This is a genomic window from Candidatus Poribacteria bacterium (genome assembly GCA_021295755.1).
GTDB lineage: Bacteria > Poribacteria > WGA-4E > WGA-4E > PCPOR2b > PCPOR2b.
Map to the genome: position 1 here is coordinate 1 of JAGWBT010000246.1, position 2,178 is coordinate 2,178.

Annotated in this window: 2 protein-coding genes; both read left to right on the forward strand. The window is 34.8% G+C overall.

The features are described from left to right. On the forward strand, window positions 1-832 hold an 832-nt coding region (locus tag J4G02_22930), incomplete at its 5' end, for a hypothetical protein (GenBank protein ID MCE2397363.1). A gap of 6 nt (window positions 833-838) precedes the next feature. Then, entirely contained in the window at window positions 839-1,921 is a 1,083-nt protein-coding gene (locus tag J4G02_22935) for a hypothetical protein (GenBank protein ID MCE2397364.1), read from the forward strand. The last annotated feature ends 257 nt before the right edge of the window (window positions 1,922-2,178 follow it).

Sequence of the window (2,178 nt, forward strand, 5' to 3'; positions counted from 1 at the left end):
CAACATAGAAAATAATTGGGTAGAATTTGAAGCCAGAAACCTAGACTCTAGACTCGGACGATGGACCTCTGTTGACCCTCTTGCAGACGTTCCAAAACAGATTGGATTTTCACCATATCATTTTTCTGCTAATAACCCAATCAACTATATTGACCCTGATGGCAGATGTTTCCAGAAAGTAGGCGGTGAGTATGTGCCTTGTGATGAAGCTGATGTAGGCTCGATAACAACGGGTGCTTTTGGAAACGATTGGACAATGTCAGAAAGTAATGGATGGCAATTAACCAATGGTGCAGACCCAAGTACAGTTAATTATGAGTATGATTTTATCGAAGCAACTGGAGATGCTGACTATTATACAGATAGATACAAAAGTCATATTGAAAAGTATAATACAAGACCGCCTGATTATTATTTAGGGTACGGTCATAAATACATTAACCGTTTTAAGAATGAAACGAGAGCGAAACTTTCGGAATTGGGAAAAGAATGGTTGGATGAAACAGCAGTAGAGTTACAAGTTCTAATGAATGAAGGTATTAGCTCTAATCCTTCTTTACAAGGAAATAATAGTGAATTTCATTCTTTTGCTTACGGAACGCACGTTCCTGCATATTCTGGAAGTGGTAAAATTGGGAAATTGAAAGTTCCTGATTTATGGCATATTTCAATGACCCCTGATTTTAGTGATTCATTCTTTTCACCTGATGGCAGGTCTCAAATAATACAGATGTTCCCACATATCCTAAAAGGACCTCATTATCCTGATGGATATTGGGATCCTGAACGAAACCCAGGGAATATTTTAATAACCCCAGGACCTACATGGTAATTGACTATGAAGATGCTATCTATATTTACCATATTAGGGCTATTAACAGCAATGACCTGTACAGATAAAAATAATTTACCACAATGCAATATCTATCAAACAAATTTAGATGTGGGACACGAATTGTTCACCTATCAATTAAGTGATGAAAAATATCATTACTTATTTGGTGCAATAGAAGAAGATAAACGAGATTTTCGTACAAGTGAAATCATTATTGAGCGAGCGGTTGTAGGAGATGAAAAAAAATGGACTTCATTTAGCGAAAAGATATCTGGTAAATGTCAGGCAGTATGTCAAACTGAAAAATACATTTACCTCATAAGCAGACAGCAATATCAGGAGCGACAAAACCCAAAATACAGTAAATACAAACTTTATAGAGTTTCAAAAGAAGATGGAATAGTTTTGGAGTTATATGAATGGGATGAAGGAAATTCCTTTGTTAGAGATATTTATTTTACATCTAAGGATAAGGGAGTCATTTTATTCAGACCATCAGGAAATCCATTAGATTATCAGATTTTAAGAACAAATAATGGTGGGAAAGAATGGAATTTCCAAAATATAAATACGCCTATCGGAGAAACGAAAACGCTTAATGGTAAACTCTATTTTCTATCCTATAAACGAAATGATAAAACAGATTGGATTTACTCAATCAAAAAGAAAAGTAAAGAGTTAGATTCATTGCAATTTGACTTGAATATTACAGACTTTGCAGTTAACGAAAATGGCGATTATTGGCTTTTAGGCAAGGATAATAATAGAACTGTCCTACAGCATTATGAAAAAGGAAAATTAACAGAAATAAAGACCTTTTCAGAAGATAATGAATTTTCGCCCGACCAATTGTATAAGTACAATGGTTTGATTGTGATTCTTGCTTCAAAAATTGACAAGAATATGCTTGGAGGATTTGGCGGTACGAAACCTGTAATGTACTTATCAAAGGATAATGGCTTGACTTGGAGTAATCGCCCACTTGATGAAGCACTGTACCTAAAGCCAGTATCCTTTTATAGAGATGAACGAATGACTGCTTATATTGGTAATGGGAAGTTGTTATTTTGTAACTTCAAAGAATAGAAGTCTAAGCCTTGCATCCCTGCAAGGCTTTTTTTATACATTCAATCCTTTTAGCTTCACATTATTAATCATTGCATCAATGGTGTAGAGAATACAATTTTTGTCGTTCTCTGGAAACTTAGCAATATCATTTAAACGTCTGAGTGTAATACTCCCCGAAATTTAGACCACTTGCTAAGTTAAATTTAAAAGTACCTACATTAGACTAAGTTATGAGTGGAAAACGCAGAAAATTCAGTGCCGATTTCAAAGCGCGT

Excerpts from the sequence above, each read along its gene's own strand:
- J4G02_22935 (MCE2397364.1), top strand. The coding sequence starts at position 839 with ATGAAGATGCTATCTATATTTACCATATTAGGGCTATTAACAGCAATG.